Origin of the sequence: Vibrio sagamiensis NBRC 104589 (assembly GCF_007990935.1) — a bacterium.
GTDB classification, from domain to species: Bacteria; Pseudomonadota; Gammaproteobacteria; order Enterobacterales; family Vibrionaceae; genus Vibrio; species Vibrio sagamiensis.
Genome location: NZ_BJXJ01000015.1, coordinates 31,767 through 56,816, shown reverse-complemented (window position 1 = coordinate 56,816; position 25,050 = coordinate 31,767). Strand labels below are relative to the sequence as shown.

20 protein-coding genes are annotated in these 25,050 nt (G+C 39.7%); 2 read left to right on the top strand and 18 right to left on the bottom strand.

All coding sequences use genetic code 11. From position 1 onward, the window contains the following. Window positions 1-101 precede the first annotated feature (101 nt). From dsbD to VSA01S_RS09115, 18 genes are all read right to left on the bottom strand, one after another. Window positions 102-1,856, bottom strand: a complete 1,755-nt coding sequence (gene dsbD / locus VSA01S_RS09200; RefSeq protein WP_039980256.1) for a protein-disulfide reductase DsbD — start codon at window positions 1,854-1,856, stop codon at window positions 102-104. Beyond that, window positions 1,853-2,758 (bottom strand): FAD:protein FMN transferase, encoded by a 906-nt coding sequence (locus tag VSA01S_RS09195; RefSeq protein ID WP_039980255.1) that lies wholly within the window; start codon window positions 2,756-2,758, stop codon window positions 1,853-1,855. The genes dsbD and VSA01S_RS09195 overlap by 4 nt, the downstream gene beginning before the upstream one ends. Then, a complete protein-coding gene (locus VSA01S_RS09190; RefSeq protein ID WP_039980254.1) occupies window positions 2,748-3,968 on the bottom strand; it encodes a DUF3570 domain-containing protein in 1,221 nt (406 codons plus the stop codon). Before VSA01S_RS09190 ends, VSA01S_RS09195 begins: the two co-directional genes overlap by 11 nt. A 47-nt stretch (window positions 3,969-4,015) precedes the next feature. Beyond that, window positions 4,016-4,510 carry a DUF4266 domain-containing protein gene (locus VSA01S_RS09185; RefSeq protein ID WP_039980253.1) on the bottom strand — a complete coding sequence of 165 codons (495 nt, stop codon included), beginning with the start codon at window positions 4,508-4,510 and terminating at the stop codon, window positions 4,016-4,018. Beyond that, window positions 4,510-4,974, bottom strand: a complete 465-nt coding sequence (locus VSA01S_RS09180; RefSeq protein ID WP_039980252.1) for a TlpA family protein disulfide reductase — start codon at window positions 4,972-4,974, stop codon at window positions 4,510-4,512. The genes VSA01S_RS09185 and VSA01S_RS09180 overlap by 1 nt, the downstream gene beginning before the upstream one ends. 57 nt (window positions 4,975-5,031) lie before the next feature. Further along, window positions 5,032-6,264, bottom strand: coding sequence for a vWA domain-containing protein (locus VSA01S_RS09175; protein WP_039980251.1), 1,233 nt, complete (start codon window positions 6,262-6,264; stop codon window positions 5,032-5,034). Next, window positions 6,257-6,823, bottom strand: a complete 567-nt coding sequence (gene tadF / locus VSA01S_RS09170; protein WP_039980250.1) for a tight adherence pilus pseudopilin TadF — start codon at window positions 6,821-6,823, stop codon at window positions 6,257-6,259. Before tadF ends, VSA01S_RS09175 begins: the two co-directional genes overlap by 8 nt. Further along, window positions 6,813-7,256, bottom strand: a complete 444-nt coding sequence (locus VSA01S_RS09165; protein ID WP_039980249.1) for a TadE/TadG family type IV pilus assembly protein — start codon at window positions 7,254-7,256, stop codon at window positions 6,813-6,815. Before VSA01S_RS09165 ends, tadF begins: the two co-directional genes overlap by 11 nt. Further along, window positions 7,256-7,909 carry a tetratricopeptide repeat protein gene (locus VSA01S_RS09160; protein ID WP_371860784.1) on the bottom strand — a complete coding sequence of 218 codons (654 nt, stop codon included), beginning with the start codon at window positions 7,907-7,909 and terminating at the stop codon, window positions 7,256-7,258. Before VSA01S_RS09160 ends, VSA01S_RS09165 begins: the two co-directional genes overlap by 1 nt. Before the next feature lie 83 nt (window positions 7,910-7,992). Continuing rightward, window positions 7,993-8,862 carry a type II secretion system F family protein gene (locus VSA01S_RS09155; RefSeq protein WP_039980247.1) on the bottom strand — a complete coding sequence of 290 codons (870 nt, stop codon included), beginning with the start codon at window positions 8,860-8,862 and terminating at the stop codon, window positions 7,993-7,995. 2 nt (window positions 8,863-8,864) lie between these two features. Beyond that, on the bottom strand, window positions 8,865-9,503 hold the full coding sequence (locus VSA01S_RS09150; RefSeq protein WP_227739611.1) for a type II secretion system F family protein: 639 nt from the start codon (window positions 9,501-9,503) through the stop codon (window positions 8,865-8,867). A gap of 266 nt (window positions 9,504-9,769) precedes the next feature. Further along, window positions 9,770-11,116 (bottom strand): TadA family conjugal transfer-associated ATPase, encoded by a 1,347-nt coding sequence (locus tag VSA01S_RS09145; RefSeq protein ID WP_039980244.1) that lies wholly within the window; start codon window positions 11,114-11,116, stop codon window positions 9,770-9,772. Next, a complete protein-coding gene (locus tag VSA01S_RS09140) occupies window positions 11,116-12,276 on the bottom strand; it encodes a CpaE/TadZ family protein (protein WP_039980243.1) in 1,161 nt (386 codons plus the stop codon). The genes VSA01S_RS09145 and VSA01S_RS09140 overlap by 1 nt, the downstream gene beginning before the upstream one ends. Then, the gene (locus VSA01S_RS09135; protein ID WP_039980242.1) at window positions 12,273-12,896 is read right to left on the bottom strand and encodes a CpaD family pilus assembly lipoprotein; all 624 of its coding nucleotides are present in this window, start codon (window positions 12,894-12,896) and stop codon (window positions 12,273-12,275) included. The genes VSA01S_RS09140 and VSA01S_RS09135 overlap by 4 nt, the downstream gene beginning before the upstream one ends. Window positions 12,897-12,903: 7 nt before the next feature. Further along, complete coding sequence (locus VSA01S_RS09130; protein ID WP_039980241.1) at window positions 12,904-14,298, bottom strand: type II and III secretion system protein family protein; 1,395 nt, start codon at window positions 14,296-14,298, stop codon at window positions 12,904-12,906. Further along, the gene (gene cpaB / locus VSA01S_RS09125; protein WP_039980240.1) at window positions 14,291-15,163 is read right to left on the bottom strand and encodes a Flp pilus assembly protein CpaB; all 873 of its coding nucleotides are present in this window, start codon (window positions 15,161-15,163) and stop codon (window positions 14,291-14,293) included. Before cpaB ends, VSA01S_RS09130 begins: the two co-directional genes overlap by 8 nt. 40 nt (window positions 15,164-15,203) lie before the next feature. Beyond that, window positions 15,204-15,386, bottom strand: a complete 183-nt coding sequence (locus VSA01S_RS09120) for a Flp family type IVb pilin (RefSeq protein ID WP_039980239.1) — start codon at window positions 15,384-15,386, stop codon at window positions 15,204-15,206. A 68-nt stretch (window positions 15,387-15,454) separates the two neighbouring features. Beyond that, entirely contained in the window at window positions 15,455-20,308 is a 4,854-nt protein-coding gene (locus VSA01S_RS09115; protein ID WP_039980274.1) for a thioredoxin domain-containing protein, read from the bottom strand. A gap of 242 nt (window positions 20,309-20,550) precedes the next feature. Between VSA01S_RS09115 and VSA01S_RS09110 the strand changes: the two genes are divergently transcribed. Together VSA01S_RS09110 and VSA01S_RS09105 are read left to right on the top strand one after the other, a co-directional pair. Then, window positions 20,551-22,560: a hypothetical protein gene (locus tag VSA01S_RS09110; RefSeq protein ID WP_039980273.1), complete on the top strand. Its 2,010-nt coding sequence runs from the start codon at window positions 20,551-20,553 to the stop codon at window positions 22,558-22,560. 383 nt (window positions 22,561-22,943) lie between these two features. After that, complete coding sequence (locus VSA01S_RS09105) at window positions 22,944-24,416, top strand: hypothetical protein (protein ID WP_227739610.1); 1,473 nt, start codon at window positions 22,944-22,946, stop codon at window positions 24,414-24,416. Window positions 24,417-25,050: the final 634 nt, after the last annotated feature.

Below are 25,050 nucleotides of genomic sequence, written 5' to 3'. Positions count from 1 at the left end.
AAAAGTAGACGAAAAATAACTCTAGAAAACGTTGTTAAATAGCGACTAGCTTAACCTAGCGTTATATTGCTTTACCAAGTTTGTTAGGTTATCTGTCTTGGTTACCTACGTGCCGTGAGCTGATTGGCTAGTTTGAGTTTGCGGTTAAAGCCAGCTTTATCTATATCCCCAATGATTCGTGCTGATTCGAGTTCACCGCTGGTGGGGGAGTAGAAGAAAATTGCTGGTGGACCGAAAACATTCTTATTATTAATCCATGTCATTTTTTCTGAAGAACTGTCAGTTATGTCCAGTTTGATGGTCCTCCAATCTTTGAGTTTCCGGCTGACCTGTTGATCATGAAATACATTCTCTTCAATCGACTTACATGAGACGCACCAATCTGCGTAAAGGTCGACCATCACTTTTTGGTCGGCACTTTTAGAAGCGTGTAACTGCTGTTTCAATTGCTTAATTGAGTCTGTTTTTTCAAAGAGGGTGGTGATTGGTTGAGCGACATTTTTGCTTGTAAGGGGATTAAGAGGATCGGTATTCCCTAGTAAATACCCAACAAATAGAATAAAACCATAGCCCAATGGTAATAGGGCAGAAAACTTGCGAGCACGTGCCCATCCCGGCGGTGCTGCTTCTAAGGCTCCGAAATGAACTCCAGTAGCAATGGCGAGTAAAGCCCACAAAATCATGATGATTGATGGAGAAACAAAACGACTTAGCAGAGTGATAGCAACCGCCAGTAGTAACACCCCAAAGACTTGCTTAACCGAAACCATCCACACACCGCTTTTTAACAACCAACGACCACCACTCGCTCCGATCGCGATGAGCGGTATGCCCATACCAAAAGCCATAGAAAACAGAGTTATGCCACCAAATATCCAATCTTGAGTTGTTGAAACATAAAGTAAAGCACCAGCTAGTGGGGCACTTACGCAAGGCGAAACCACCAATGCTGATATTACACCCATGGCAAAGACACTGACAATTTTACCGCCACTAAGCTTGACTGAACCGTTGTTGAGTTTTTGTTGAAAGGAGGTAGGCAGTTGGAGTTCATAAAAGCCGAACATGGATAACGCGAGTAGAACAAAAATGGTTGCAAAAATACTTAGTAGCCAAGGCTGTTGCATTGTTGCTTGAAGGTTGATTCCTTTTGCAAGACTGGTTACCAATATTCCTGTTATGGCATAGCTAAATGCCATGCCAAATACGTAGGAACAGGAAAGCAAAGTACCTTTCTTACCTGTCATCGCTTTTTCACCCCCGATAATACTGGCTAAAATAGGGAGCATAGGAAGAACGCAAGGTGTCAGTGATAAACCTAAACCAAGTAAAAAGAAAACAAGTAGGGCTTGTAATTTATTTGCTTGGGATAAAAATGAAGATAAACTATTAATATCTGTGCTTATTTCATTTAGACTTTGATAGACAGATTTTGATGGCTGCTGAGCAAAGATTTCTTTTTTAGGTAAATCTAATTCTAGTTTTTGCGGTAGATAACAAAGCCCTGTGTCAGCGCAACCTTGATAGCGTAAAGTAAGCTTGCCACTTCCTGTGTATGGCACGGTAATGTTTAACGCCTTATTAAACACAACAACATTGCCGAATGTAGGATCTTTTTTTTCTTCACCCAGCTGCGAGTATCTCGGCTCTAACATTGATAGTGATGTTTCTTTTTTGAACGAAAATCGAGATTGGTAGAGATAGTAGCCTGGTTGAATATTAAAGCTGATTGCCACGCCTTGTTCTGTTATTTTCCAGGTTACATGAAAAGCTTCTTCGGCAGGAAGAAACTGATTTTCTTGGGCATGCAAAAAACCGTTAAGCAATAGGAGTAACGATATTAAGTAGCGTTTCATGATGACAAGAACTCCGTGTCTTGATGAATATGTAGTTGATCGTCAATGTAAATAATGGCGCTATCTTCAGGTGGTGAAATATTTGGGTTTAGCGTCAGTGAAGTACTAAGTACGCCAGCTTCTATGGTTGATGATGAAATAGCTGTTACCGAAAGAATTTTTTGCTCAACGTCTTGTTTGCATAAAATATGAGATGTGATTTTATCGCCAAATTGTATCTGACGTTCGCAGTGAGCTGATGTGGTAAGTGCAGCATCACTCAGCGGAACTGCGAAAAATGGCGTTTTGTTGTCCCTTGGATCTAATACAGCAATATTGAACGATGAGCCGTCAGGTTTTTTACCTAAGGCATAGATATCACCGCCAAAATTGACTAACATTGAAGTCACACCATGATGTTTGCCAATTTCCACGGCTTGATCGACGGCATACTCTTTTATGACTCCACCAAAATCGAAGCGAGTGCGTGAGTCTGGGACGTACAATTGCGATCCATGAAGTTCCCATGCTTGTTTACCCATCGCAGAAGAGAGAATCTGAAAGGCATGATTGTGAGGTATGTTGGGTTTTTGTTTTAAAAGATGCTTAATGCCGCCAACTGTGGTGTCAAACGTGTCGAATGTCATCTGGCTCAGCCGTTCAAGGTGCTTAAATACATCAACCGATTCAGGGTCAAGGTTTACTTTAAATGAGCGACGTTGATTAACACTTTGTGTCAGCCATGAATTGTTACAATAGAAGTTATATTTAGCTTCTAGACGATGTGTGTTTTGCTCTATCTCTGTTGTTACTTTTCTTGCCCTTTCTTTGAAGTCACTCAATGAATCAAGCGATAAAACTTGAACTTCACAGGGCACTGTCATTGCATGGAAACGATGTATAAAGGGTAAGTTAGAATTCATAGGTTGCTCCAATCGCCCACCACTGAGCTTCAAATCCGTTACTTTGTTTGTAATATGCCGAAATTGCATTGAAGTGCATATTCTTATGGAGGTTCACCGTTGCCCCTAGTTCATAAGTGTTAGCGGTAAAATTACCTAAGCGAAGGTCTGAAGTGGCGTAACCAGTTGCAGCAAAGTAAGGGTCTGCACTACTTGGGTCACGATAGAAATTTGCTGCATCTTGTGTGTACCAGAAATATCCTGGAGCTAGGGTTAGCCATTCGCTGATGCGCCAAGATAGTTTTCCGCCCACCTGATGAGATATGACGCCCCAATCATCTATGAACCACTTGTATCGAGGTCGGATTTTTAAGTTATCGGATAATGAGTAAAAAGTTTGAATATTGAGACCACCAGAAAACCGTGTATCTGGGCGAGAGTCTTGTCCCAAGAACACTTCATTATTCGCTATTTGACCGTCGCTATTGATATCTATTTCACGTAAAACGGTTAAGTAGTGGTTGCTCAAGTAGCCACGGCGGTAGCCTGCATAAGCAGTAAAAATACTATACAAATTTGGTGTAAAAATTTGTGACAAGCCTACTTCCATACTACCAGTGAAAATGTCTTTCCAGCTTTGGCTGTTTTGAGCTCCCAATATATATTTGTTGAAGGCCTGAGTTTGATCAAATAGAGCAGAAGCACCTAAACTGTATGAGCGGTTTTTGGCACTATCTGCATAAACCAAACTTTTACCATTAACACCTAGGCTTTCATAATCTTCTTCCTGAGAGGCGTTAACACCAAATGTCCATTCATTACGAAGCTTATCGCGATATGTTGTGCTCAAATTGATGGACTTTCTGGTATCTTTAAGGCCAACTTTTTGCACTTCATAACCAGTGCGATAGGGGTCGTAACCCGCTCGGATCACTTCGTTGGTTTTACTTTGTGCCTGCTGAGTTTTCAAAGCTCGGTTAATTTGATCAAGGTCAGAAGCTGGTGGTGTCGTTGGTCCCCATGCTGGAGAGGCTCCAGAAACACCGTCATAGCTTATCTCTGCGTTAAGTGTCCAATCTAAGCCGATGTTTTTCTCGATTGAGACCATGGTGTCATTGGCTGAAACTCTGTCGTCATACTCCTCATAGCTAAGGTAATGTACAGAAATATGATCTTCTGCTAGTGCCAGATTTGCCGTTGCACTAAGTAACGTAATTGATAGTTTTTTCATTTTTTATCTGTTTTGTAGGGTGCCGGTTTGTTTTTCTTTTTGATGGGTTAGTTGCAACCGCAACCGCCGCCACCAATGCCAGTGCCGCCGACGGCACCTTGTTTATAAGCGAAGACTTTTTCCGAGAACACGTCGAATTCAGGTACTGGTCCACCGGGCTTCATCTCTTTTTGAGCTAATGTCCCTTTTTCCCATGGTTTAACCGGCTCAATACCAAAGAGTTCATCAATGAACTCTAGAGCTGAATGCTTGTTGTTTATTGATAGTTCTTTTTTATCAATAACAAGCTGTTTTGCCTTGGGCTTTATCATTTCAATATTTCGTCCGGCAGAGTGTTTGAGTTCCTGGTTTGAATAAATACCGTTGCTTGAATAAATCGTACTTGAGATGATTTCTTCTTCGATAGTCAGATTATCGTTTTTTTCACCGGCACTACTGATTTGTTGTTTGATAGGTTTTCTACCTAAACCACTAAAATCAAAGCTTGCATTAGCTGTTATGGAAAGAGTGAGTAGCCCAACTAGGGGAACTTTTGTTAGCATTACAGTTGTACTCCCATTTCCATGAGATCATTAGTAATGATATCGCCAATGTGATTGATAGCACCAAACCGGCGTTTGATGACTTTTCCTTGATAGATGTAGTAGAGTGCAGGCATACCGATAGGTTTGAACTCTGCAATTAATGATTGTTGGGGATCATTAATAACAGGAAACTTGAGTCCGAGCTGTTTTTGAAACTCAAGACCTACTTCTACATCTTCATCTACATCCACCCCTTTAAAAGTTACGCCCGTACCTTTCAGTTCACTATAGAGTTGGTTAATTTCTGGTAGCTCTTTACGACAAGAGATACACCACTCTGCGAAGAAGTCGACTATCGTGAGTTTATTGTTATTGAGTTGAAGTTTTTCGATCACGCTTTGTGATAATGAATCACCTTCTTGATACGCTAATGTTGGCAAAGAAAGGCATAGTGCTGATAACGCTAAGGCTCGTATAAGCATGTGTTCTCCATAATGTATTTTAGTGATTGTTTTTTCAGTTTAATTAATGAAATTCACTTAATTGACTGAATGAGTTAATTTGAGTTTGGTTGAGTATTCAATGGCTAAAATGTCAGAAAAAAATTTATCAAGTTGAGTGTTGTTTGTGGCACTAAATACGTGTGATGGAGCTCCTGCACAACGCTCAAATTGAGCAATTCGAGAGGGTTGAACGCCATAGCCAATAAAATTCATCTCGATACCATATTGATTAGCTACTGCTTTGCAGAACCCCGCCTTAACAAGTTGCTCGAACGTATCACCTTGGTCATTACCATCAGTAAAAAGCACTAGTTTTCTTCTAGTCTCTAAATCTGTATTGACCTTGATTCCCCATGCTTGCTGCCAACTTGGAATAAGCTGCCTGACTCCCCACAACAATCCGTGAAAAGAATGAGTGTCTCCGTTAGCTGTAAGGTTATTTATCGAGTTCTGGACGCGAGAAAATACATTGGTTAGCGGTAGCATTGGAGAATTTGGGTTGCAGTCATTTAGCCACCTGCTGGGCCGAGTAAATTTCACTGGTTGCTGTGAATGTAATGTCGCGAGGTTATCGACCGTCAGAGATGCCGAGAAATCACCGTTACGATAACTCAGTCCATCTATACAATAGATCCCAGCTTGCTCTGAAACTAACCAAAGTGGGCGCTGTGTTGCTACTCCGGAGTTAAATGGTACGATTGAAATTCTTACTGAATCTAAATCACTCGCGTTATTGCTTTGAGATTGAATGTTATTTAATGCATTAGACAGAATGGCTTGTAATGAAGAGATGTCGGAGTTCATCGAACTGGAAACGTCGAGAACCAATACAAGCTCTGTTGGAATCACAGAATGTTTACTTTCAACCACACCTCTAAAACCACCATTTATTGCTATAACGTTGGCTGAATAGTTTTTGTATTTAAAATTAGATAGTAATGGGGAAACTGAATAGCCCAGCTCGATACGGCAATTGTGGTTTTTTGCTTCAATGTCATATATCCCTCTAAGGGGGGGACGGTAGTAAGCTTGGTATGCCTGCATCATTTTAGGAGTTGCATTGCCTGCAAAAGCACAGGCTAATGCAGCAGAGTCGGCAGCTTGTGCTGCTCTATTTGAGACCATTACTTGAACCGAGATTAATAGGGAGCCCACTACAATAAAAAGTGCAGGGAATAATAGTGCTAAAAACGAAATAGTGATCGAACCTTGTTGATAACGAACTATTTTTTGATATTGTACAAAGGTTATAAACGTTGACTTAACCATAGTACTTACCTATCACAGCTGATGAACTTGAAAGGCGTTTTGGAAGTTCGAGCCGCTTGTAATTGAACGGAGTATTCACGCATAAGGTCAGTTGAATTAATGTTGACTGTTTCCCTTTTAGTGCAGGATCATTGTTGCGAGCATCGACGATCAGATTGTTGAGCTTTTGGATCACTTGCTTACCTTGGCAGTGGATACCGGTATGAAGTGGTTGGGTGTATTGCCAACGAGAAGTGGCTTCATCAAAAATCCGGCTTTCAAGTAGCAGCCCAATATTGCTATGGTCAATGCTATTTGGTAGATAACGTTCAGCGAGATTGATGAGCTGAAGAGCAAGCTCTTCAGGGAGTTCTTTTCTACCTAGCGATTTCAGTTTGAATTGAGTTGATGAGAGTGCTGAAACCAAATTGTACGTTACGTTGTCGAGTTGAATTTGTAGGTTGAACAAACGGTAAGTTGCAACGAATCCCCACAGAATAATAATGGCTGCGAGAACGATGAACGGAAATTCTATAGCCGCTGAACCCGTTTGTGTTTTCGGAGGTATACTATTTTTCATAGCTAACTAGCACCTTTTTTTTAAAGGTTATTTTGTCATCGGCAGGCTTGGATAAAAAAATTGAAAGACTAGGTAACAAAGCGAATGAAAATGCGTAATGTACGTTGTACTCTCCTAATTGTGCTTGGTTTTTGGGAGCCTGTTTGTTATTCAGTAAATCTGAGAAGCTTTTGGCATAGAGCGTGTCTAAAAGCGTAATGTTATTCTTTTCTATGAGTGGAAATTTGGCGACAGCCTCGATGAAAACCTGTTCTGATACAGGGCTCGTTAGTCGTGTTTTGACATCACGAGCACCAGCATTAATTGCAACATCAAAGAGAAGATGGACTAATAACAGACGACAAATTTCAAAGAATCCAATGCTTAATAGCAAAAACGGTAACACTATCATTGCAAATTCGACGCTTTGTGCGCCCTTCTGATTGGAGAGCATTACTGTGCTCCTTGCTTGGTGTGCGCTGCGAGCTCTTGATAATACAAACTATTATTAGCAAACTCTGGTTGAGATAAATGTGTACGAGCAATACTTTTGGCCGAGTCACTGTCGCCGGAAAGTGCATAAGCTAATGCTAAGTTGAGTTGCAACTTCACACTTGCCTCACCTCTAACAAAAATCGGGTGCAGAATTCGGATCCCTTGCCGTGGCTTTCCATCAAGTATCCACGCCATGGCTAAGTTGTTGCGATATTCATTACTTGATGGCAATAAGCTAAGAGCATGAATGTAGCGCTCCCGTGCTTCTGAATACCGTTTATTGAGAGAGTAACTGACTCCTAAACTATTTTGAGCTACGTCATCGGATGCATCTAAATTGACAGACTTTTCTAGTGCTGATGTCGCTTGATCTAACTCACCGATAGCTAACCAAGCACGACCTAGCTCTCGGTATATAGCACTTGATTGATTAAGCGCAATACCACGATTTAAATAATGAAGGGCTTCATCATAACGCTTTGCTTGATTGGCTGAAGTGCCCATAAGAAGAAGTAACTGGGGATCATCAGGTCTCGATATCAGTACCTTTCGATAAAGTCTCATGGCACTCTCGGGTTTGCCGTTCATCAAAGCGACTTCAGCAAGTTTCATATTTTCGGCAGTGTCTTTGTCTACTTGAGTTGTAGACTGACAGCCGATTAAAGCCAGAAATAGGACAAAGAAATAAATCTTGCTCATAACCCCCCCAGAGCTTGTGTAAGTGATAGCATGATTGGCACAACAACGATGCCAACAACAGGTAGCATTATGAAAAACACTAAAGGAAATGACATTTTAGCGGGTATTTTTCCTACCCATTCTTCAAGCTCTAGGAAGTGATATTGACGGCTGTCAGAAGCAATCAGCTTTAATGCTTCAGCCATGGGCGTCCCATATTGCAGAGCTTGACCCATGGTGGTTACAACATTGCTGACATCAGTTAGTTGTACTCTCTTATCTAAGTTGTTGAGTGCTGTGTGTGGTGAATCAAGAATAGAAATCTCAGTTGCAGTTAGTAACCATTCACGTGAAAAAGCAGAAGATATAGAGCGCATTTCTTCGCCAACGCAACGAAATACAGATCCCAGAGTTAGGCCAGAAGAGACACATACCACCATCATGTCGATAGCATCTGGAATCACGCGACTTATCTGCATTCGAACTTGATTCACTCGCCATTCAAAAATGCGATCGAATAGAATGCCTATAACGATAGCTACGGCGAGATATTCTGCGATTGAATTTATGGTGACAACTTGGGTTTGAGTAGCATACCAAGCAAAAGAGCCAACAATCATTGCTGATAGCCTTAATCCAATGAAATAGACTTCAGCATTAGGGTTTAACCACCCAATTAGAGTGAGTTTCTGACGTCGTGACTTTTTACCTTGGAAGCGCCACCAATTCGCATTGTTTTTGTGAGTTGAAGAGCTTGTATACTTTAAAGAGTAGTCTGATATGCTGTCTAGACGCTCTGAGACAATATCCCTTTTGAAAGAAGATAACTGTGCAATTACAGTAAGTATTAAGGCTAACATCAGAAGTAATATGGCAACATACATCATGATCAAAACCTCTTGTTGCGAGTCATCGCATTTAAAATTAAGGCTCCAATACTGATGCTACAAAGTGCATAAATCAGTACACGTTGACCTAATTCGGTTTTAAATAGTTGCTCTACCATGTTGGGCTCGATTAAATAGATCCCAACCAATAACCCAAAGGGTAATAGTGAGAGGAATAAGGCAGTGATACGTGGCTCTGAAGTTAAGCTTTTAACTTTCTTTCTCATCGCACGGTTGTCATGAATGGTTCGACTCAGACTTTGAAGGGTTTCTCGCAGTTGACCACCATTTGATTGATTAAGAATCAATGCGATAGAGAAGTAACGGAAACTAATATAAGGAAGACGAATACATGCATCATCGAGACTCTGGCGAAGACTGAGACCCAGCGTGAGATTATCACGGATATAAGCAAATTCACGTCCTAGTAATCCAGGCTGAGTTTGTGAAATTTGATCAATGGCTTGTGGAATGGATAATCCTGCAGATACCGCTCTAGATATTAATCCAAGAACATTAATGATGCCTTTTTCAAATTCTTCTACTTGCAATTTTCTGCGGTAAATCACTACGGCACAAGTGAAACTGAGCCACAGACCAAGTGTGGCAAGAATTTGCAGATAGATAGGTAGTTCTGGCATCAATATATCGCTTACAATTGAGAAACCAATAGCTGCCAGAGTAATACAATACTTGTCATATATAGGCAGCAACGCATTCAATCGTATAAAAAAGACATATAGTTTATTAGTACGTAGATGGTTTGTTTTTTTGATTGAAACATCTGTTTTGAGTAGGTACTGGCCAGCTGTTATCAATTGCAGTCGTCTATTTACTACCGCTTGCTTTGAGTTCGAATTGATAAACCAAATTAGGGCTAACAGCAAGGAAATGTAAAGGATGAGGATCATTCTATTTCAAGCTCCATTGCTACTCGTAGTTGAGTATCAAGTTGGTGATATTTGGCTTTGTTATTGAAGCATGGAATGCACTTTGCACTTCTATATTCTCCAATTAAATTACCTTGCTGATCTTCTGATAAGATTTTGAAGGTGAACAATTCTTGAGTAACGTATTGCTCACCATCTAACCTCTGGAGCTCAGTGATCGAAACAACGCGTCGCTTTCCATCTCGCATTCGCTCTACTTGAATGATCACGTCAATCGTATCTGCAATTTGGCGACGTAAAGAGAAAAGTGGCAGTGTTGCTTGACTCATCATTAGAAGGTTCTCCATGCGTACCAGGGCATCAATTGCAGAGTTAGCATGTAAGGTGCAGAGAGAACCATCATGACCCGTATTCATTGCTTGCATCATTTCAAATGCCTCATCTCCTCTAACCTCGCCTAAGATGATGCGATCTGGCCGCATACGTAGAGCATTTTTTACTAATTCTCGTTGAGTTATAGGGATTAAGCCTTCTGCGTTAGCTGGGCGAGTTTCAGTACGTACAACATGTGGTTGCTGTAAATGCAGTTCTGCCGTATCTTCGATAGTGATGATTCTTTCTTGAGGTGAAATGCTAAAAGACATCGCATTCAGTAGTGTTGTCTTACCTGCGCCAGTACCGCCTGCAACAAGAACGTTAAGGCGTGAACGAACGATAATATCGATAAGTTTAATCATCGACTTCGACATTGCCCCAAATTGTGCGAGTTGACTGAGAGTCAGCTTTTTTTCGTTGAATTTTCGAATCGAGATGTAGGTCCCATCCAAAGCAAGCGGTGGGATGATCACATTGACACGGCTACCATCTTCCAGTCTAGCGTCGACCAATGGATTGGACTCATCAATTCTTCGACCAACTTTGCTTACTATGCGTCGTGCTAAATTGAGAAGTTGCTCTTCACTACGAAATTGAACCGCTGCTTTTTGCAATTTACCTGACCGCTCCACATAAACTTCGCGGTACCCATTAACCATGATATCTGTAATACCCGTGTCTTCAATCAAGGGCTGAAGTGGACCTAAACCAAGAAACTCATTAAGTAATTGTTCAACAGAATAAGAAACATCTTTTTGGCCGAGTGGTAACTGCTTGGAAATAGCAATATCTGATACCATCTCGGAAATTCTAGTTTCCAGCTCTGATGCACTTAAAGTTATGATTACTGATGGGTCGATTGCTTTGATGACCTCTTCATGAATGACATTATAGTGTTCACGTATTGAAGCTGCCGGTGTGAACGTTTCTTCCAATCTTGTTTTGCTTGCTTCCTTTGGATCAAAAGCTTGCACTTTCTGACCAAACATTATGCACCTCTCTTCCAAAAACGACGCCCGTTGTTCTGCGGCTCGCCAGTAACTAATGCCAGTAGAGATTTGAATGCTAGCTTGGCTTTCCTGTTACCCTTATGGATTGGTCGACCAAGTGATGATTTACCTAAAAAATGGTTAGGCAAAAAAGGGATAACAATGTCCACAGCGGTACCTAAAGACTTTTTAACATCGTTGACAGAAATTAGTGATGCTGAATCTGACTTACAATGATTCAATACTATAATTGTTTGTGAATTAGGTTGGTGTTGAAGTTGCTTAATTATCTGACCCGCATTGCGAATTGAACCGAGTGTTGGATCAACGACAATGACTCGTATATCTGCACTCTTTAATGTGTCAAATCCAAGTTGATCTCGTAATGAATAGCTTGGTATATCGATCAATAAATAATCTGAATTTTGCAGGCATAACTTTGCAAATTGATCGAATGCACTTTTTTGTGGCCAAAACGGTGTGGTGTCTAAAGGTAGGTAGCCAGTAAAGAGAGTATGCGTTGGAGACACATTGATGCCACAGCGATCAAATACGATGGGGTCGAGCCTTTCTGGATATTGTAGTAATTCTACTAATGCTGTATTACCTTCAACATTGAGTAGTAAATCTAAATCGCCCATTGAAAAGTCGAGGTCCATACACATTACTCGCTTTTTGAGCTCAGTAAGTTGTTGGGCTAGAGTTGCGATGATAGTACTACCTCCTGAACCTCCTTTTGCACTGACAACCGAAATAATTCTTTCGTTTCGCTTTTCGTTGTTGATTTGAAAAATCGTAAAAGAGATGTGCTCAAGATCTTCTGGTGTCACAGGGTAAACTAAGTAGTCACTCACGCCTGAAGCAAGCATTCCACGGTAGAAAAAAATTTCAGTAGAGTGCCCAATAGCGATAATTTGGCAGCCTGTTTGTTTAATCAAGTACTCTACAGTTTGTTTTGATTCCACTAACTCATAACTCAGTACATCGAGAAATATGGTTTTGATATCATTTTTTAATGCCTGCCGCACCACGTCATCCTCTTGATTTGAAGAAGTTATGATGTTGTTGACACCTAAGTCATTTAACATGTGAGTAAGTGCCATTGTATCGAGTCGCTCAGATGCTGCGATGAGTACCGTAAAATTATGTACTTGGTTCATTGCGAACCCCCTAGTGTGGTATTTGGAGAAACAGGGTTGATCTGTTGGCTTTGGGTTGATGACTCAAAATAGCTATCGATACGAGAAACAGCTTTCTTACCTTGAGTGTTGTCAATAGGCTGAGCGACGATTAAGTCTTTTGGGTTTGCAATCATTTGTGCCAGTGCATTGGCATTAGAGCAACCAAAATTGTGCTGTGTATGGTAAGCATTAACTATTGTTGTTTTTGGGTTACCTGCACTGCATGCCAGTACTTTAGAACGGTAAGATTCCACTAAAATAGTAAGATCACCTTTGCCTTGTGTTAACTTATTTGAAACCCAAATTTGTGATGGGTAGAGACCAGATTTGATAAGGTGGAGCCTGACTTTTTCTAGTTGACTTTCACCTTTCTGAGTTGCCTTTTCGATTTTTACCATTAGGTTACTTAACATGCCTTGACGAGCAATAAAGTTAGAGACACCAGCCTTTTCACGGGGTGATAGCGCGTCTCCTGATAGTGTTAAAGAGTACTTATTGGTAACAGCGACCACATCAATTGATGGCTGCCGTGTAATGGAAGTTGGCATGCATCCAGCTAACATAAATAGAGCGGTAAGCAATAGGGGGAGTTTATTCATGACGTCCTCAGTAATAGAACCCGTTGTCACCCAGTAAACGAAGCTTCTGGTTGTCGGTGTATGTGTCTTGATGATTAGGTAATACTTTTGGGGAGATTGGCCATGCCAGTAAGCGTTCAACATCACTCAATGGAACAAGTCCATCAGTTGGAAGAGGCATCGAGTCCGATCGAGTTGGCTGTACTAAATACGCAGTGACTATGATAATCAGCTCCGTTTCTCTCCGAGTAAACTGGGTTGAGCGGAATAAACTTCCGAGCACTGGCACTTCACCGATAAGTGGTACTTTTTGAAGTTGCTCGATATCTTCCGACTTTAAGAGTCCACCTAAAGCAAAACTTTGCCCGCTTGCTAATTCAATAGTGGTAGAGGCACTGCGTGTCGTAAAAGAAGGAAAGTGAGTTCCGTGTATTACTTGTTGACCGTCGATTGAGATGTTACTGACTTCTGGGCTTACCTTTAAACTAATGCGGTTTTGGCTGAGGACGGTCGGCATGAAGTTGAGTTTTATACCGAAATCTTTGTACTCTATTTGAGTCGTATCAGCTGTAATTAGCGGCAAAGGAACCTGACCACCCACAAGAAATTCAGCACTTTCGCCTGATATTGCTGTCAAGTTTGGTTCAGCCAGCAAAGACATCATTCCGTTAGTTGCTAATGCATCAACTAACGCGATAATACTTGTTGTCCCCCAACTGCTGACATTAGGTAGCTTAGAAAATGAAAATTGTCCGACGCCACCGGCAAGTGAGCCCCATTTAATACCCAATTTATTGGATACATTCCTTGATATTTCGGCGATTTTTACACGAATGTTGACTTGGTTTGGCATTGTGACAACCAATTGATTGATCAGCTCATTGTCACTAGTTTTGCTGGATTGAGTTTGAATCGATAGATTATTGCTTTTATTGCTTCCCTCAAGATTCATACTTTCCTTTTGTTGGGCTGAGCCAATAATAGGAGATAGATAACCTTTGGCTAATGACACAATATTATGTGCCATTATTGGTGAGGGGACGCGCCCTTTTAACCATAGCTTACCGCCAAGAGATTCAGCATTTACTGAAGCTTCGGGAAATTTATTTTTAACCAGTTTATTGAATTCATGGCTATTGTGAGTCACGCGAATTTTACTGGTGTAGATTACGTGCTCTTGCTCATTCAAAACTGTGATCGTCGCACTGCCAGCTCGTTTACCAAAAAGCATCACCTTCGTGTTGGTTAAAGCCTGATAATCTGCAATGTGAGAACTAGAGATAAAAATAGATTTCGCCTTTTCTGGTAAGCGAATCATTTTTGCCTCATTGATTGTGATGTCCAGCGTTGAAGCCGAAATTGCAAAAGAGATACATAGGCTTGACAGCAGGAGAGCTTCCCACCAACGACAGATATTAGCCATTATTATTATCTCCACTATTATGATTAACGGTTTTATTACTGGCTCTAAATTCCACTAACCCTACGTCAGGTAGTACCTGAATCGTATCTGGCGAAATAACTTTTAGTGTTGTTGAGTTTGCTTGTTGAGTGTTTTGTTGCACTTCGCTTTGTCCGCGTAATGCAAGTGTTAATTTACCCAGCTGTTCTGCTAGTACTAGCTGATTGGCTTGTGCAGGCGTAACTTCCAATGAAACGCTACTATTTTCTGGAATTACAGCGCCATATGAATCTCTCACTTTTTGGTAAGACTCGGCGATTTGAGTATCATTAAATGCCAAGACTCTAGCGTCATGAATGATCGTGGTGACATAAAGTCCTTGCGATACGTTACCATAACGAAGTAGTTCTCCATCTTGTGAGCCGAGTAGAAGAATATCCACTCGATCTCCTGGTTGCACAAAGCCAGAGTTTGCTGTGATTTGATCGACCGGAACTGAAATTGCACGATATCCTGGTTGTAATTTTAGCGAGAGAGAATAGCCACCTTTCGGTTCAGTAATATCTGTTTTTGATAACAAGGAGTCTTTAATTAGCTTGGTACGAGCTAACCCCGTCATAGAGTTCTCTTTAGAGATATCTTTCGGTGTTACGTAATCAATGTAGTTCTCCAACTCTTCCAGTGAGATATGCTTCCATCGAAACATATTTGGACTATAAGCTTGGCCGATCTCAATCGTGCGAGCTGGGACAAGCACTTTGATCATTTGTTTAGTGGTTGACACAGGAGTGCTCTCTGGGTCATTTTGGGGCTGACTTAACAATAAAACGGATAATCCGAGCAGCGAGCAAAATAACGACAGCAACATGAGTCGCTTGGCAGTCATAACTATTCCTTTTATTTCTGACAAATCCTTTGATATTCGATTATTGTGAAGTTTGCTGCACGTCTTTTAGCTTCTCAACAACAGTGCTATATGCTTCATTGATGGCTGTTGTTAGTTCACCGTTTTCTCCACCTACAAAATTGAGTAGTACTACAGCCATTGCAGCTGCGAGGATGGCATACTCAATAGCGGCGGCGCCGCGTTGCTTATTGTTGTTCAACATTTGCTTTTCCTAGATATAAATAGTCTCAATAGAGATTAATGTAGTGATTAATTTCAAGTAATGAATGGCTATTCAGCAACAAGCCGGTAAAGATATTTGTCATCATTACTGTGAGTGCCAACGTTGGCCTCATCCATTGTTGTCAGGTTCAACCCAATGACACGATCAAAGTAAGTAAGATCGCTGGTGATATAGAAGTTATGATTCGAGTAACTTCCACCAGCCACTTTGTTAAATTTGAAGACATCGGCATTGCCGGGCAACAAGTTGTAAAGCTCTGCTTTCGTTGGATAACGCCAGTTCTTTTTGGCGCACACTGCTTGTGCATTTCGCGTTGCAATAAGAGGTGTGATATTGACATATTTTTTGAAACGCTGTTTGTCTCCATTAGTAAATAACTGCCAAACCAAATTGTTTTCAATATCTTGTGCGCAAATAGCGTTTTGCCGCTCGGTCACAATTTTTCCTTGCATATTCAAATACTGATAGTTGGAAGGTTTCTCTCGAACAAGTCGTGCAAATATGATGGTATCTTTAATCCCATCAATTTTTACTCGGCGGACATCTTGGTCACTATTTTTAGCACTGAAGTTTGTTATATACTGCGTGGTATCTTTTGATTGATTTGACCAGTAATAAAAGATGATGCCACCCTTATTGGTAGGTTTGTCATATTCTGGGTCTAATCCTCGATGATGAGGGAAGGCGTCTGTATCGATTGTCATTGTCTCTTTTGTGCTAGAGATCGTTTTAGTTTGCAGTGACAGGAGTTGAGATAACGCTGGTATTTTCCAATCACTAAAGCCACATAAGTTGGCATTATTGGTATTCTCTAGCAGACCATTGCTGCCTAAGACACTAGCTAAGCCTGATGCTGAAGCAGCATAGGCAAGCTCGTCATTGCCATTTGGTCGTCCATCATTGAGGAGTGTCCATACTCGACGTTTACCTTTTATTCTTGTGTCTTCAACACAGCGCCAACCTTGCTGGTAAGTAGTGCTCTTTGGTAGGTAGTTTCCTAATTCATCTAATTTAGCGAAATGGTCACTTACCGTTGCGTCTAACTGAGAAACGCTATAACCATTGTCTTTTGCTAATTTGAGCCCGTCTTTCGCTAGTATTTTTGATTGTATGAGATCGTGAATTTGGGTTGTTGCATTCATCTTGCTGACAAATGTTTGGAATAGAGTGTTTAGAGACGCAAACTCTTCCCCTACTGACTTAGTCGATTCGTTCAGTTTATTAATGAAAGAATTAACCATGTGATATTGATGTTCCAGATCTGAAATGGTGCTATATAAGTTTAAACTTGCTTGGTGAATATCCTCAGCTAGTGGCGCTGAAGTTAATGCATTGGTTGAACGGGTTAAAGCGACGGATTTTTGCTGTATAAATGCTAATTTTTCAGCAAACTCTGCACCTACTAGTAATGCGGCTAGTGATTTTATGTTTGACTTTAACTGGATAACTTGCTTTTTATGAGCTTTAACTTTGTTGATGAATGCTAGGCTATCAATATCGATGCGACTTTGTCCAACCGATACCAAGAACTCAAAGGTTTTCAGTTTTGCTTCTGGTTCTATTAAGTCATTTCTCCATGGTTGGATCATTGCCTTTAATTCTATAATTTTAGCTTGTACCTCTGCCTCCAGTGCAGTATAGCTTTTACTTTTAGATTGGTTGGCACTTAGCCAGCTAGTTAAATAGAGCTCTGCATTATTAATGGCTGTATTTTGTTCGCTTAATAAAGTTTTTACTGCTGCTATTGAGCTATTTATCTCGGTGAGTAGCTGAGTGCCTGATGGTAATTGCCAAACGGGATAAATGTATTTATCTACCCATTGGTCAAGAGATTCTTCACCTTGATTTATGGTTACTGGAGTACCGCTTTTGTTAGCCCAAATATTTTTTGCTGAATAAGATATCAGGTAATTTTTTAAATTTTTGGGGAGTGTTTCTGGGTCGCGAGTCGACAGTGTTATTACTTTGCTGTGAGAAGGTAACTTCCAGTCTGTTATTCCACAATTGTCTAGTGCTGACACTTTATCGAAAGCATTATCTGCTCCAGATGAAAGTTTTTTGCTCCAAAAAATGGGTTCACCTTGCCCTTTATCATCGTATTCAGCAATACAGTTCAAACGGAAGCTATTCCAGTCGCCAAGATAATTAAAGCTAACCGTAGTTTCTTTATCTAAGAGTGGGACGAACTTTATTACAGTGAAACGACTGTTGGCTCCTATTGCCCATAAAGGTTGACTGGCTAAATTTGATACATTTTCTTTAGCATTTGCTTTTAGTCGGATACCTACATTGGCTTTATCGTACGCTTCTGGGCCAATAAACTGAGGATTTGAAATGACAGGGAGCCAAGTTATCCCTTTATTATTGGTGAACTCATAATATTGAGGCTTATCAAATCTAATAGATTGACCATCAATTTTTGTAGTTAAATAATCCCACTTAAATCCATTGGTTTTTATTTGCTTGTCGCCTGTAAAAGTATTCATAATCTGAGGTGATGTTGGTGCTGGTATCTCAGGTACTTTAGTAAAAGCCTCAGTTGTTAATATCGCAGGCCCATGAGGCATACCATTGGTAAAATTTTGAGCAACTCGTAATTGAATTTCGGCAATATTCTTGTCTATATTACCAATGACAATAGGTTTAGTCGTTGCTCTAGTCCATGTTGAGCCTGAATCTAGCGTTACTTCGAAATCCTCAGGTTGTGTGAATTCGCTAAAATAAGACCAATCTAGCGTATTGTCTGTATCGTTAACCACCAAGTTTGTTGGAGCGTTAGGTGCTGATGGACGAAGAGTAAATGAGGTAGAGTTACTGAGAATTAAACCGCTAGGTCGACCAGTCACAAGGTTTGATTTAACTCGCACTTGAACTGAATTAACAGCGTAGACTTGATTATTTAGTGGATATGGCTTTTGGGTTACGGTAACCCAACCAGTATCAAGTATATTGATTTCGTAATCGTTTATTTCTGAAAAGCCGTTTACAAACATCCAGTCAAAAGTGTCTGAACCATCATCAGATATTGGTGATGTTGGCGCAGCAGGTTTAGCTGGAGTCACAGAGTAAACCTTATCGGAGCACAAAGTTTCACCTGGACTACTCTTAGGATAAGATTCTGCCTTCACTCGCACACAAACTTGACCTTTAAAAAATTCTTCATCTGGGACTGGTTGTGGGTTGCTTGTCGTTGGATGAAAAGTAATGCCACTATCTAAAGAATATTCATAGAAACCATTGCCTTCAAATCCTTCAATATCTGTCCACCCAAACGTGTTTTCAGCATCATCAACAATAGGTAATGTGGGTGGTGAAGATTGGCTTTCAGAGCGAGTAAATGTAGAGCCAATGATCAATGGAATACCGGCTGGGCGTGCATCTAATGAATTGGATTTGACACGAATCGATATGGTATTGGCTGGCAATGAAACATTGCCAACATCATAGGGCAGGTTATCTATATCTTTCCAGCCATTACCAAGATTAATCTCGTAGAAAGATGGGGCTGTATATTTCGTGACCCAAAGCCAATTTATTTTATTGGTTCTGTCATTGGCAAATAACAGTATTGGCTTCTCGGGTTGAACTGGCGTTTTTGTCATCGGACTCGTTGAAGTGGCACTTAAACTTGCGGGGCGTCCCTGTGAGTTATCTTTAGCCAGGCGAATTTTTAGATGTCCAGCAGGAATGTCTATATCTTGAATCTTTTGAGGTTTTTCAATGATTTGAATCCAATTTAAACCATTATCTAACGAGTATTCGTACTGCTCTAACTGGATAAATGAGTCGATGAATGCCCAATCAAATTCATTGCTAGCGTCGTTAACCGTTAGCCAAGCTGGTGCAGAGGGAACGGCACTTAATGTATATGCTTTGTCTGAAAGAACAGGTGTACTTGCCGGAGTATTGCGGTGGCTTGATGCTGCGACTCGAACTTGAATCATTCCTTTATCGAATGCTTTGTTGCCAACAACAATTGGTTTACGAATTGCTCTCGACCAAGTTTTACCTGAGTCCAATGAATATTCGTAATCTGTGTTTTGGTCAAAGCCACGAACAAACTGCCAATTAAAAGTATCTGATGTATCATTAACTTGGCCGTGCTTTGGAGCTGGTGGCTTTGCGATAATCTTATTATCATCGATATCTTTTTGGTAAACTTTAAGTTGATCTCGATATTCCTTGCCGAGTTGCTCCAATACTGGGCTAGTTGCAGATGCGCCATGCGAAAGTAAATCTGTCTTGGCTTTAAATTCTGCCAAATCTAAGCCAGCCAATTTGTATATGACACCTTTTCGAGCATTTCCCTGATCTATTCCTGAATCTAATGAGGCCTTTTGAGCGACTTGTAAAACACGAGTTAATCCACGTGCGAGCATATGAATCTCGCGGTTTTTCACAGAAACTGATGCTGAGTAATCACCAAGAGCTAAGTGTTTATTGATCCCTAGCTCGTCAGCAACAAGCTCAGCCGCAGAATCGAAACTAATACCGCTGGTTTTCGAGATGCTGTTAATCAGTGAAGTGATGGGGCTTATAACATTTGAATTGCTGATTGGAGTTTTAAAGATAAATCCAGTGTCTATGGTTTGATTGGGCTTGTCCATATCGATAGTTAATCCAGCAATCGCTTCGACCAAAATTGGGAACGAGTCATCATTATTATTGATTTCTAATCTGAATCGACCTCTCGCATCCGTAGTTGCAGTTACTCCATCACCAGGGTCACACATGAAATTATTATTTTTATCTAGACAGACTCTCGCATTGTATAAATAACCGTCTAAAGCGATACCCGAAAAGTTCTGAGACTTTGACTGATCTTGCGATTGTTTAAGTTTAGAGTCTGACTCAGTTCCACCACAGGCAAGCAAAGCAGTCGATATGAGTGAAACGACCAACAGTTTGTATAGATTCTTTACCACATTATCACCTTACCACCATGAACACCCAGATATGAAACTGCGCGAATATTAATTGCAAATGATATTGATTGTCAATATCATTCGATCTTTTATTTCGTTAAGTGATCTTATGGCAAAATTTAATTCTGCCAACGCAACAATAAATCAGGATAATTGGTCGAAAAATGCAAAATAAACTATTTATGCGTAAGTTATCATTAGCTGTTACCAGTGCTTTGATGATCTCTGGATGTGGAGGCAGCTCCGATGGAAAGAGTTCAGTTGGATCTAAGGCTTCAGGCTATGCTTTTCTGGATTCATTAGTATGTGCTGATGCGGATTTGAATGGTGTGTGTAGCCACCAAGAGAAACAAATTTCTCACGTGTCCGAGTATGCTCAGCAGAGGTTGTACAATGGTGCAATTTTGACTGCTTCACCTAATATGAAATTAGTGACTCCTTTCACGACATTGATCCATAGTGAAATGATGTTCAATCCAACCGTAAGTAATGATATTGAGCAAGCAAAAGCATCACTTCAAAGTAAACTAGGCGATCATCTTGGCATTAACTTTAGTGTACTTGACTCAACACATGGGCCTAAAAAACTGTCTAAGTTGTTGCTAAATTCGCTGAAAATAGCCCAAAGAGACGGTAAACAGTCACCTTATACTAATATTGCCCATGCTCTTGATTTAATGATAGAACATAAGACTTTGGATTTATCTAATGTTGATGTTGCTGGCACGTTTTCTAGACATTTACAAATTGCAGACTCATTAGTCGTTCGTGGTTCACAGTCAGTGCCGCAGCTGTCTGGTGCGAAGTCGATTATGCTGAGTCCAGCAAGCAGTCGAATTGTTCTTTTAACGGCTAATGATGTGGTTGTACAAATCGACAGCTCTCCACGTAACAAACCTGTAATCTTCGATGGTGGTTTAGCCTCTAAAGCTAATTCTGACTTGATGAATATTCGTTTACGTGATGACGATCATGACGACTACGACTACGACTACGACTACGACTACGACTACGACTACGACTATGGAAGCGGTTTTGGTGGGGAAATAATGGTAGACTCTAATGAAATTACCCAGTTAGTTCCTGCGTTAAATGATACTCAAGCCTACAAGGTTTACAGGCCAACTGATTACGCCTCACCAATTGAAAGTGATACTTGTAATAACAAAGGTGTTAATGGCATATTCTTAACCAATTTAATTGACGCAAATATTGATAGTGTGAGTGCAAAAACTTTCACTATTGATACCTACAGTAGTCGCAGTGGAGGTGCTTTACCACCAATTCCAATACCTACACTTAACCCTGCTTTAACGCCGAATTCAAGTGAATCATGCATCAATGATAATTTCACAAAAATCATTCCTTTGCTGCAAAGTGGTTTATTATTAGCGATTAAAAATACCGGCAGTTCAATTTACTCACAGCAAGAACTTAAACTATTAAGTGCTGACAAGTTAAACATGAAAAATTGGAGTTATAAATTAAAAGCTTCCTTACCTCAAATAATGCCATCCTATGATCAAAGAGAGGTCTTAGTTGTCTATAATAATTATTTTTTAAACAGTGAGTTAGCAGCGGAGGTTGTTGATGCCACTAACTTATCAACTAAGATGATTATTGATAAATTGAACCTAAAAACAGCTAACATTGTTGCTGATCGGCAGATATTACTTGGTTTGAGTAATAACATACTGGAGTGGGTATCAAACTCGAGTCAGCAAAAGATACTCGGGGAGCTTAAGGTTGATTCTGCTATTAATCAGATAGCGACGTCGAAAACGGGTAAAATAAGTGCGATAGCTACGGAGAACACTCTTTATATTGTTGATAACACGACGAGAAAGCTTTTAATACAGGAAACCTTGAGTAATCGTGCAATTAAATCTTTGCACGTATTAGCTGAGAAAGTGATTGCAGTAACTTCCTCAGGAATCGACTACTACCAATTTAGAAACATTAGTGGCCCAGTGCTTAAAGTTGGCAGCCAATTGGTAACAAAAGAATTACTAAAAAATTGGGAAGACAATGGAAACGTAAATTGGAGCTCAACTAATTTAGGTTATGTTTTGTTTCAAACAGGAACAAAGAATGAAATCTCTGTTCAATTTAAAGATGTACACCTGTCATTTTCACCAATAAATGCGACAACTTTGGATAGTATTACTGGAGTGCACATTAGTGGCTTGGAACGAGGCGAATGGCAAACACTTTATAAAAACCTTTAAGGGTGTGAGCCATTAGATAACTGTATTTTCCGCAAGAAAAGTGCCTTGGTTTGCACGCTTCCACCACATCAAAATACCCAGTGTGGGTAATATCACACTGGGAACCAAGGATAACATTATTCAATATAGCTGATATTAATAAATGGATTATTAATAAAGTGTGGCGGATAAGATTGTATACCGTTAATCTGTTTGTATGGTTAAAAAGGTATTAAGTTACTTATTGTTTATTATGCCATTAAAATCTGGTGCGTCATTCATTAATAACAAATTAAGCATTAATGTTAATTATTATATGAAGGTCACAATGTGTTAACAACTTGTGTGAATGAAAACGAACGATCGCATTAAATGTCGCTTATCTTTTAAGGTAAGGGTATAAAATGATGAAAGTCTTTGTGATATTTTTCTTGTGTATTATCTTTGTTAATCAAGAATCACACGCAATGTCAAAACCAGCGCTATATGATCTTTTGTGGGAGAGAGCGCAGTATCGATTATTAACTCAATCAGAAGTAAATGCTTTAAATAACTCAATAAAAGGATTAAACGGCCATCGTCTAGGGTATGGATTTAACTTAGTTACAGAGCTACCAACAAGGAACCGATGTATTATTAATCAAAGTTATCAAAGAATTGATAACTTAAGTCGTTATGTTGAAGGGCGAGTCGTATCAAGCAAATCAGAAGTCGAAGAATTTTTCTCAGCTGCTCTCTCTGTTAATGCTGAGGGTCGTTACGGCAGTTTTTCTGCTTCTAGTCACTTTCAACGAGATGTATCGAATAGCTTTCAAAACCTAGAGCAAAATAAAACGGTGGCTTTTATCATTCAAGATAAAACCCATACGTTAATTAACGATGCTTGGCCAACAATGGATCCTAGAGCTCTAGCCTTGTTACAGGCCAATACAAATGTCAGTAAAACAAATTTCAGAAATATATGCGGTGATGCATTAGTTGATGGTATTCAATATGGGCGAGAACTGTATTTATTGTTGCAGGTAAAATCAAAAACTCAGCAAAAAAAAGATACTTCTGACATTGCGGCAGACATTTCAGCCAGTTATATGATGCTTATATCCGGTTCAGTCGATATTGAGATATTAGAGCAATATCGCCAGTACCAGCAAGATTATGAGATTAAAATCAAAGCTTATGTGTCAGGTGAACCAATGGTTTTGTCGGATACAAATTTATTGAACTTTGCAGATAAATTAAGAGAGTTTGAAGGCAGAAAAACCGAGCAACATCGAATTATTAGCTATCAAACATCAGCATATCAAATTCCAGAGGGAATGGAATATTGGCAAGCTTTCAAAGACTATCGGCCTGCAAGATTAGCAATAAAAAAATGGAATCAATTTATGGCATTTACTCATTCTGAACAATGTCAATATAAAGACATTGCTCAGCTGTGTGCGTTAACTGAACAAATGTATCGAGAAACTTGGGAAAATTGTTCAAATACTTATCAATGGCCTAGCTGTTTCAATCCTGATGAGCCCGAATGTCAATTATATACAGAGCAACCTTGTAATTATATTAAGCAGGTGGCGGAATTGGCTTGGCAAGATTCTGTAGCTGATCGGAAGCAAAGCTATGACGTGATGTTCCCAAAAGAGTCACTTGAGATTAATATTATTGGCTACGAATTTACATATGAAAAGAGCTCTCGTGACTTAAAGAAAACCGAGTTTGAATTTCGCATTCGACTTGACAAACCTAATCGACTCAATGGCTACTTCATGTGTGATTTAGTCGTGAAAGAAGACCGTATTAGTATGTGTGAAATCAGTAACGATTGGGGAGTCGGACAAGTTGTTATTGAACAGTTAAGTTATTTAGTTCGACAATAATAAATGAACTTTTTATTGTAACTACATGGTTTACTTAACTTAAATAGGTTCTTATTTAACCGGATGTTTTGTAATAAGCAGGATTTTTATGGCAATAACTAAGAAGTAGATTCTATCTAAATCGAAGTGTATAAGAATAAAAGCCCTAGGTATTTAGGGGCTTTTTCGTCACCAAGATTTATTTTTATAAATAAAATTTAATAATATTTAGGGGGTTGTCAAAAAATTAAGAATAAATTTTCTTGAAGAACCTTGCAGTGCAATATAAAATTAATTATGTACTGTAAATACAGTCAAAATTTTATTGAAATTTTAAATAAAAATGATCTAACTTAAACGATAAACGGTACAAAAACGCTATCTGATAATGAGTATAGGACCTCAACAATGGACAGAAAAATTTCTACTAATAAACTTTTAATAGATAGAAAAAACATTTCAACCATTTCTTCAAAATTCTCAGTCACTCATCGAAGTTTACTTTTATATCAGCAATAACTTAAGTATTAATTTACTCTATTGATATTATCTAGTGCATATTGATTAAATATGTCGGCAATACTCCGTGCAAATTTATTCTGTATTGCTGAATGTTCAATAACGTTTAATTTTATTTATCTATTTTCGAGATATG

Coding starts and splice junctions, on each gene's coding strand:
- VSA01S_RS09130 (WP_039980241.1), bottom strand. CDS start 14,298: ATGGCTAATATCTGTCGTTGGTGGGAAGCTCTCCTGCTGTCAAGCCTA.
- dsbD (WP_039980256.1), bottom strand. CDS start 1,856: ATGAAACGCTACTTAATATCGTTACTCCTATTGCTTAACGGTTTTTTG.
- VSA01S_RS09135 (WP_039980242.1), bottom strand. CDS start 12,896: ATGAATAAACTCCCCCTATTGCTTACCGCTCTATTTATGTTAGCTGGA.
- VSA01S_RS09175 (WP_039980251.1), bottom strand. CDS start 6,264: ATGGTTAAGTCAACGTTTATAACCTTTGTACAATATCAAAAAATAGTT.
- VSA01S_RS09155 (WP_039980247.1), bottom strand. CDS start 8,862: ATGATGTATGTTGCCATATTACTTCTGATGTTAGCCTTAATACTTACT.
- VSA01S_RS09110 (WP_039980273.1), top strand. CDS start 20,551: ATGATCTCTGGATGTGGAGGCAGCTCCGATGGAAAGAGTTCAGTTGGA.
- VSA01S_RS09195 (WP_039980255.1), bottom strand. CDS start 2,758: ATGAATTCTAACTTACCCTTTATACATCGTTTCCATGCAATGACAGTG.
- VSA01S_RS09185 (WP_039980253.1), bottom strand. CDS start 4,510: ATGCTAACAAAAGTTCCCCTAGTTGGGCTACTCACTCTTTCCATAACA.
- VSA01S_RS09180 (WP_039980252.1), bottom strand. CDS start 4,974: ATGCTTATACGAGCCTTAGCGTTATCAGCACTATGCCTTTCTTTGCCA.
- tadF (WP_039980250.1), bottom strand. CDS start 6,823: ATGAAAAATAGTATACCTCCGAAAACACAAACGGGTTCAGCGGCTATA.
- VSA01S_RS09120 (WP_039980239.1), bottom strand. CDS start 15,386: ATGTTGAACAACAATAAGCAACGCGGCGCCGCCGCTATTGAGTATGCC.
- VSA01S_RS09140 (WP_039980243.1), bottom strand. CDS start 12,276: ATGAACCAAGTACATAATTTTACGGTACTCATCGCAGCATCTGAGCGA.
- VSA01S_RS09165 (WP_039980249.1), bottom strand. CDS start 7,256: ATGCTCTCCAATCAGAAGGGCGCACAAAGCGTCGAATTTGCAATGATA.
- VSA01S_RS09105 (WP_227739610.1), top strand. CDS start 22,944: ATGATGAAAGTCTTTGTGATATTTTTCTTGTGTATTATCTTTGTTAAT.
- cpaB (WP_039980240.1), bottom strand. CDS start 15,163: ATGACTGCCAAGCGACTCATGTTGCTGTCGTTATTTTGCTCGCTGCTC.
- VSA01S_RS09145 (WP_039980244.1), bottom strand. CDS start 11,116: ATGTTTGGTCAGAAAGTGCAAGCTTTTGATCCAAAGGAAGCAAGCAAA.
- VSA01S_RS09150 (WP_227739611.1), bottom strand. CDS start 9,503: ATGCCAGAACTACCTATCTATCTGCAAATTCTTGCCACACTTGGTCTG.
- VSA01S_RS09190 (WP_039980254.1), bottom strand. CDS start 3,968: ATGAAAAAACTATCAATTACGTTACTTAGTGCAACGGCAAATCTGGCA.
- VSA01S_RS09160 (WP_371860784.1), bottom strand. CDS start 7,909: ATGAAACTTGCTGAAGTCGCTTTGATGAACGGCAAACCCGAGAGTGCC.